9 protein-coding genes are annotated in these 6,619 nt (G+C 69.2%); 3 read left to right on the forward strand and 6 right to left on the reverse strand.

The genetic code is table 11. The features are described from left to right. Positions 1-163: 163 nt before the first annotated feature. A complete protein-coding gene (locus ACWGIU_RS25615) occupies positions 164-403 on the forward strand; it encodes a chaplin (RefSeq protein WP_453709490.1) in 240 nt (79 codons plus the stop codon). A gap of 302 nt (positions 404-705) precedes the next feature. On the opposite strand, the gene ACWGIU_RS25620 is transcribed toward ACWGIU_RS25615, so the two are convergent. Further along, positions 706-1,365 (reverse strand): TMEM175 family protein, encoded by a 660-nt coding sequence (locus ACWGIU_RS25620; protein ID WP_453709506.1) that lies wholly within the window; start codon positions 1,363-1,365, stop codon positions 706-708. 267 nt (positions 1,366-1,632) lie between these two features. Between ACWGIU_RS25620 and ACWGIU_RS25625 the strand changes: the two genes are divergently transcribed. After that, entirely contained in the window at positions 1,633-1,869 is a 237-nt protein-coding gene (locus tag ACWGIU_RS25625; protein WP_453709492.1) for a hypothetical protein, read from the forward strand. Beyond that, complete coding sequence (locus ACWGIU_RS25630; RefSeq protein ID WP_453709494.1) at positions 1,859-2,116, forward strand: hypothetical protein; 258 nt, start codon at positions 1,859-1,861, stop codon at positions 2,114-2,116. The genes ACWGIU_RS25625 and ACWGIU_RS25630 overlap by 11 nt, the downstream gene beginning before the upstream one ends. Positions 2,117-2,325: 209 nt before the next feature. Here ACWGIU_RS25630 and ACWGIU_RS25635 read toward each other — a convergent pair whose 3' ends face one another. From ACWGIU_RS25635 to ACWGIU_RS25655, 5 genes are all read right to left on the reverse strand, one after another. Further along, positions 2,326-3,204, reverse strand: coding sequence for a GNAT family N-acetyltransferase (locus ACWGIU_RS25635; RefSeq protein ID WP_453709496.1), 879 nt, complete (start codon positions 3,202-3,204; stop codon positions 2,326-2,328). Positions 3,205-3,371: 167 nt separating this feature from the next. Continuing rightward, positions 3,372-4,460, reverse strand: a complete 1,089-nt coding sequence (locus ACWGIU_RS25640) for an SPFH domain-containing protein (protein WP_453709498.1) — start codon at positions 4,458-4,460, stop codon at positions 3,372-3,374. Positions 4,461-4,462: 2 nt separating this feature from the next. Further along, positions 4,463-4,894, reverse strand: a complete 432-nt coding sequence (locus tag ACWGIU_RS25645) for an NfeD family protein (protein ID WP_453709500.1) — start codon at positions 4,892-4,894, stop codon at positions 4,463-4,465. A 518-nt stretch (positions 4,895-5,412) separates the two neighbouring features. Further along, positions 5,413-5,670, reverse strand: a complete 258-nt coding sequence (locus ACWGIU_RS25650) for a hypothetical protein (protein ID WP_453709502.1) — start codon at positions 5,668-5,670, stop codon at positions 5,413-5,415. Positions 5,671-5,747: 77 nt separating this feature from the next. Further along, complete coding sequence (locus ACWGIU_RS25655; RefSeq protein ID WP_453709504.1) at positions 5,748-6,365, reverse strand: TetR/AcrR family transcriptional regulator; 618 nt, start codon at positions 6,363-6,365, stop codon at positions 5,748-5,750. Between the last annotated feature and the right edge of the window lie 254 nt (positions 6,366-6,619).

Here is a 6,619-nt window from a genome sequence, read left to right on the forward strand (position 1 = left end):
CCGCTCGGGACTGCCCCGTTCGGGGGAACTGGGCCGTGGTGGCCAAACCCGCGGGCGGCCCGCGGCGAAGACGCCGTGCACGGGAAGCCGGAAGGCTCCGGCTCCCGCGCCGGCCGTGCGGGCTCTCCGCGCAGCCGAGGCACCCTTTCTGGAGGTAGTTCACATGGTTCGTGTGCGACGAGGTCTGGCCGTGGCACTGGCAGCCGGTGCGGTGGTGATCGGCGGCGCGTCGGTGGCCTCCGCCGACGCGGATGCGCGGGGTGTGGCCGCGTACTCGCCGGGCGTGGGCTCGGGCAACCTCATCCAGGTGCCCATCCACATCCCGGTCAACGCCTGCGGCAACACCGTCAGCATCATCGGGCTGCTGAACCCGTCATTCGGCAACACCTGCCTCAACGCCTGATCCGGCACCACCCCCAAGGCCCGGTCCACGCTGGCGAGTAGACGCGGTGGCGTGGACCGGTGACCTGCCCGGCCACAGGGCAGAGGGCGCGTCGGCGCGCCCTCTTCGGTGACCCGGCGGTCGGCACGGCCCGGCCCCGGCCCTCCGCCGAGCCCGGCGAGGGTGGTGGGCGGGTGGAGCCGGCAGCGCGATCACCGGTACGTACGTCATGGCAGCCGAACGTAGGAGCCGCGCCTGCGGGACCCCCTGAGGCGCGACACCCGTCTTTCCTCGAACGGCGTTTCACACCGTGCCTGGACGCCTCAGCCGCCCGAGTCGCGAGACGGTTGGGTGGCCGCCCGCAGGCGCTTGCCCCGCTGCCCCAGCACCACCTTCGCCGGAATGAGCGCCGCCCACCACAGCTGCGCGGCCGTCGGGGAGACGAAGGCCAGCGGCACGGCTACGGCGAAGACCAGCACCATCGACGCCAGATCGAGCACATCGTTGCGCGCCACGGGATCGGGCATCGCCGTACTGCTGAGCCAGGGGCGCTTCCACAGCACGACCGTCAGCGCGAGCTGTGCGGCCCCGATGGCCGCGACAGCGCCGGAGTAGACCGCCACCGACTGCGGTCGGTCCCCGTACTCGGCCAGCAGCGTGGTGGGGAACGGCATCAGGGCGATCAGCCCCAGGTTCAGCAGCCCGAGCTTGAGGACCGTCCCGTCCACCTCCCGCACGTAGCGGAAGACCTGATGGTGGCCCCGCCAGAACGCTGCGATGACCACGAAGCTGAGGGCGTACGCCCACAGGTTCGGAATCACCTCCCTCAGCGCCTCTTCGAAACCGGCCGGGTCCAGTTCGCCGGGCAGGGAGATGTCCAGCGCCAGCAGCGTCATCGCGATGGCGAAGACACCGTCCGACAGCGCGAGGACCCGGGTCGCGCTCCCCTCGTCATCGCGCACTCGCTGATGGCCGTTCACCAGGCCACCATAGGGTTGAACAACCCGGAATGTGCTGATTTCCGCAGGCGTTACGTGAACTCGGTCAAGGGCTCCGAGGACCATCCGTGGCCACCGGGCTCGGGGCGACCCGCTCCAAGGCCTTGTTTGCCCCTGACCGCGCGGGACGGATGGGGACGCGCACCACGACATCGGCGCTGTCGGTTCCCGGTTTTGCCGGAGCGGCTCCTGGTTCGCGGGCCGGGCGATACCGTGGTGACACCACGCCAGATGACAGTGCAGGAGTCCCGGATGAGTCAGCAGCCGGCCACGGCGCCCGTGCCCGATCGCTTGCCCCTCGACGAGCATGCTGCCGCGTCCGTCCTCGCGTACGCGGCCGACCAGCGGGCGAAGGTCGACGTCCTCGCCTCGGTGCTGGAAGACATCGCCGCCCACGGCTACCCCGCCCCGGAGACCGGCATGCTGTGGGAGACCGCCCGCGACGCCCACCTCGCCCGCCTCGCGGACGGGCAGCCCCGTGTCGCCTGACCCCTCGGTCCGCCGCTCGCGCGTCGTCATGGTGGAGCCCGCCCTCACCCAGCTGGCCAAGCTCACGGCGAACGAGACGCACCGCCTGGACCGCGCGATCGTAGCCATCAGCGTCAACCCCCAACTGGGCACCGAAGTACCCGGCACCCTGCTGCGCGACTACGCGGACGAGATCGACGGGGTACGGGTGATCTACTACGTGACCGCCCTGCGGACCATCACGATCGTGGTGTACATCGAAGCCTGAAGGGGCTCACCCACTCGCCGCAGGTCAGGATGGCTAGGGCGCTGTCCGGTGCGGGCGGGCGCCGAGGGTGACGGCGAAGTTCTCTGCTCGGCCAACCGCCGCCTGCCGCCGCGCCCTTGAGGACCGGGACCACTCGCCACTCGGGCCTGTTGTGAAAGTGCCGACGGGCCGGACCAGGTGATGCCCAGGTCCGGCCCGTCGTCTCATCTCTACAGGTCGAGCTGATAGTGGACTGTCGTGTGTGTGGGCACGTAGCCGAGGCGGTCGCTGATGCGTCTCATGTGCGTGTTGCTGTCGGCGGTGTCGGTCAGGAGGCCGCCGAGGTCTGGATAACGCCCCTGGGCTTGTCGGATCGACTCGGCCTTCATCCATCGCCCGAGGCCGTGTCCGCGGTGCTCGGGCAGCACCCCGGTGCCGTAGTGCTGGCCATCACCCGTGCCGTTCCCGGGGACGACGAGTTCGGTGAACCCGGCGATCGAGTCGTCGGTCGTGTCGATGGCGACGACCGTGTGCAGATGGTCTCCGCGGTCTTGAACGGCCTTCGCTGCGGCCCGGACCCGGTCCACGTCCCAGGTAACGGTGCCGTGGTCGGTGTCTTCCATGGGCATGTCGTCCATGGCGCGACGTGAGGCGGCGAACGTCTGGGCGAGGTCGTCGGGGACGGTTCCCTGCCATGACGCCAGCCGATAGCCGGGGTGCGAACGCTCGATGACCTCGGCGAGGGCGGTGCGGTCCGCATCGGCCAGTGGCAAGCGGGCGAATGTCAAGGTGAGCACCTTGCGGAAGCCTTGGGCCGGCAGGAAGTGATGGCCGGGAGATCCGACCTCGGCCTGCGCGCTGACGCAGCGTCGGGCGTTGTCCCGGGCGGCGGCGACGGCGGTGTCGAGGAGTCTGGAGCCGACGCCCACGCGGCGCTCCGCGGGATGGACGTGGAGGGTCAGTTCGGCCAAATGCTCTTGTCCGCCATCGAACAGGCGCAGAAAGGCCGTCCCAACCGGGATGGAATCGGCGTCGGATGCCAGCCATGCAAGGCGTCGGCTGTGCGCCCCGTGGGCGGGGTCGGTCAGCGGGGTGATGCGAAGCGACAAGGTGTCTCCGTCGTGAGGAGGTGGCAAGGGTGGGTACGCGGGCTCACCTGCTGGGCACTCGTGCGCATGTGCTCCACACCTCCTCGTCGACAGAGCCGGCCCGAAAGGACATGGACGGCTTGGGCGAATTTAACCGGACCATCGGTTCCTCGGCAAAGGGTTTGTTCTCAGAGGTCGTCGTCCGACGGCCCGGACCCTGACGTCGCGCCGGCATCGCCGCCCGCCCGGAGGATCTGCCGCGCCGGGCCTCCGGACTGACCGTCCGCTTCCGCAGCGTCGGCGAGGGCCTCCGCAGCGGCTTCGGCCGCCTTGGCCGCGTCGTTCGCCGCCTGGACGGCCGGGTCGTCGGAAGGTGCCGCACGCGTGGCGGTGGACTGGGGCAGGGCTTCGGTGAACGCGCGGGAGACGCTGTGGAGGGCGGAGGTGACCTCGCCGGGTATCACCCAGAACGTGTTGCCGGGGCTCTGCGCAAGCTGGGGGAGCGTCTGGAGGTACTGGTAGGCGAGCAATTTCGGGTCGGGATCGTTTCGGTGGACGGCTTGGAACACCTCGTCGATGGCGCGGGACTGGCCCTCGGCCTTGAGGATGTCGGCGGTGCGGTTGCCTTCGGCGCGCAGGACCGCTGCCTGTTTGTCGCCTTCCGCCGTGAGGATCTGGGACTGGCGCTGTCCCTCCGCTCCGAGGATGGCAGCCCGCTTGTCCCGCTCGGCGCGCATCTGCTTCTCCATCGCGTCCTTGATGGATTGCGGGGGGTCGATGGCCTTGATCTCCACCCGGTTGACCCTGAGCCCCCATTTGCCGGTGGCGTCGTCGAGCACACCGCGAAGCTGGTTGTTGATCGTGTCCCGGGAGGTCAGCGTCTTCTCCAGGTCCATGGACCCGACGACGTTGCGCAGAGTGGTGACGGTCAGCTGTTCCACTGCCTGGAGGAAGTTGGCGATCTCGTAGGCAGCCGCGCGGGGGTCGGTGACCTGGAAGTACAGGACGGTGTCGATCTCGACGACCAGGTTGTCCTCCGTGATGACCGGCTGAGGCCGGAAGGAGACGACCTGCTCGCGCAGGTCGATCTCCGGGTAGACCCGGTCGATGTAGGGGATGACGACGTTGAGCCCGGGCTTGAGGGTGCGGTGGTAGCGGCCGAGGCGTTCGACGTTGCGGGCGCGGGCCTGAGGGACGATGCGGACCGCGCGGATCACGGTGAAGACCGCGAACACCGCGAGGAGAAGGCCGACGATGAGGAACGCCGATGCTTCCATGGTCACTCCCGGGGATAGACGAGCGCAGTGGTGCCTTTGATCTCTATGACGTCGACGGTCGCGCCGGGAGGAATCACCAGGGTCTCGTCGTAGGCGCAGGCGGACCACTCCTCACCGCCGATGCGGACCCGGCCGCTGTGGGCCGTCACTTCGCTGGTGACGTACGCGGATCCACCGACCAGGGCGTCGACGCCGAAGCGTTCACCTGGTGACGGAATGAGGAGGCGGCGGGCGGCCGGCCGCACGAACGCGACGCCGACCGTCGCCGCGACCGCGAACACGACGAATTGCCACCCGAGCGGGACGCCGACTGCTGCGGCCGCGGCAGCGATCAGCGCGGCGCCGCCGAGCAACCCGAGGGCTGCGGTGAGCGTGAAGACCTCCGCCACGCCCAGCACAACTGCGGTGATCAACCAGATCAGCCAAGGATCCATCGCTTGCGCTCCCTGATGTGTGAAGGAGAGCGAGGGGCATCATTCAGCTCTATTTGTAATATTTTACCCAAATGCTTCCGGCGGGCTTGTCGGCCGCTTTGGCTGGAGCAGCTGATCGTCGCGCTCTCCCTGCTCGCCGGCCTGTGGCTGACGGCGCGGAGCATCTACGAGCTGGTGGCCTGACACGGAGGGCCCCGAGGGACGAGCCACCGCTCCCGGCCATGGACGATCAGGACCCGGGGAGTGGCCGCCGGAGTCCGCGGATGTGCTGTGCGGTACGGCGCCGAGTGGACCGCGGGCAGCTGCGGTGGGATCACCCCGTCGACCCAGCGGAGCGGGACCGGCCGTGGGACACGCTGCCGACTGCGGCGGCACCGAGGTGCGCGCCGTAGGGGGAGCGTGGAGGTCACCGCGCCGCCGTGACGGGCGGCGCCCTGCCCACGGTGTCCGACGGCGCCGAGCGGTGGTGATCGCCTCGATGGCCGGCACGGCCCGCATCGGCCGTGGCCGCCCTGCTACTAGCCGGCCGACTCGGGATACCGCACGGCCTTCTTCACGGCAGCCTCCACGGCATTCCGCAACTCTCCGGCCTCCGCCGCGTAGAGGGTCACCGCCGCCTGCACTTCGGCTGCCCGTTCCCGCCAGGTCTCCCACGCCTCCGGGGAGGGGTTGTCACGGACGGCGGCGTGCGCCTCATCGGATGCGCGTTGGAGCTGGACCAGGATTTCAGGGGGTTCGATTTTTCGCCACGGCCGGATCATAGGCCTGGCCTGCAACCTGCCTTCGTAACGACCCCGTCCGTTCCCTCGTCGAGGATGTGGGTGGGGTCGGTGCGTGGGGTGGGTTGGGGGTGTTAGGTGGTGGGGAGGCGGGGTGGGGAGGTGAGGGTGGCTTCGACCATGCGGTGGACGGTGTCGTCGTCGAGGTTTTCCTCGAAGAACAGGCTGCGGAAGAGGATGGTTCCGGCCCAGGAGTCCAGGACGAGTGAGATGTCGGTGTCGGGTGGCAGGAGTTGGCGGTCCACCGCTCGGGACAGGACTTGGTGGGAGGATGCTTTGCGGCCCTCGATCAGGTTTTCGGTGAGGTAGTGCCGTAGGCCTGTGTCGTCCGCGACGTCGGTCAGGAGTGCGGGGAGCGCGTGTCGTATTTTCTGTGAGCAGTACAGGTCGGCCAGGGCGTGGGCGACGGCGATCAGTTCGGCTTTGCTGTCGCCGGTGTCCTGGTCGGGTATGGCGGGGAGTTCCTCGCGTACGGCGTCCAGGACGAGGGCCGGTTTGTTGGGCCAGGACCGGTAGATCGTGGCTTTCCCGACGCGTGCCTCGGTGGCGACTCCGCCGATGGTCAGCTTGGAGTAGCCGTCGCGGGCCAGCATGCGCAAGGTCATGGAGAGGATCCGCTCGCGTGCGTCAAGGTCCCGGGTGTGTGTGCCGAAACGGTCCGACACCTGCTGGAGGTTCCTCTTCTGTCCCATTTATCTTCTCGTTCGTCGAGGTGGTACGCACCGGCCGGCGGTCGGGCGGCACAGGCAATTGAACGATACGACTCGTTCTGTAAGTTAGTCCAAATTTAACCATGTTCGGTCCTTCGGATCCAAGGGGGCCCCGGGCCGGCAACTCCGCCCGGCACCCGCCCGGCACCAGCCCGGCCCGGCTGGCGGGCGGGCGGGCTGGCGGCTCCGCCCGGCTCGGCTCGGCTCGGCCTGGCAGCCCGGCTCCTGCCCGGCCC

This window comes from Streptomyces sp. NPDC054840 (assembly GCF_053611065.1).

Excerpts from the sequence above, each read along its gene's own strand:
- ACWGIU_RS25615 (WP_453709490.1), top strand. The coding sequence starts at position 164 with ATGGTTCGTGTGCGACGAGGTCTGGCCGTGGCACTGGCAGCCGGTGCG.
- ACWGIU_RS25625 (WP_453709492.1), top strand. The coding sequence starts at position 1,633 with ATGAGTCAGCAGCCGGCCACGGCGCCCGTGCCCGATCGCTTGCCCCTC.
- ACWGIU_RS25640 (WP_453709498.1), bottom strand. The coding sequence starts at position 4,460 with ATGGAAGCATCGGCGTTCCTCATCGTCGGCCTTCTCCTCGCGGTGTTC.
- ACWGIU_RS25645 (WP_453709500.1), bottom strand. The coding sequence starts at position 4,894 with ATGGATCCTTGGCTGATCTGGTTGATCACCGCAGTTGTGCTGGGCGTG.
- ACWGIU_RS25655 (WP_453709504.1), bottom strand. The coding sequence starts at position 6,365 with ATGGGACAGAAGAGGAACCTCCAGCAGGTGTCGGACCGTTTCGGCACA.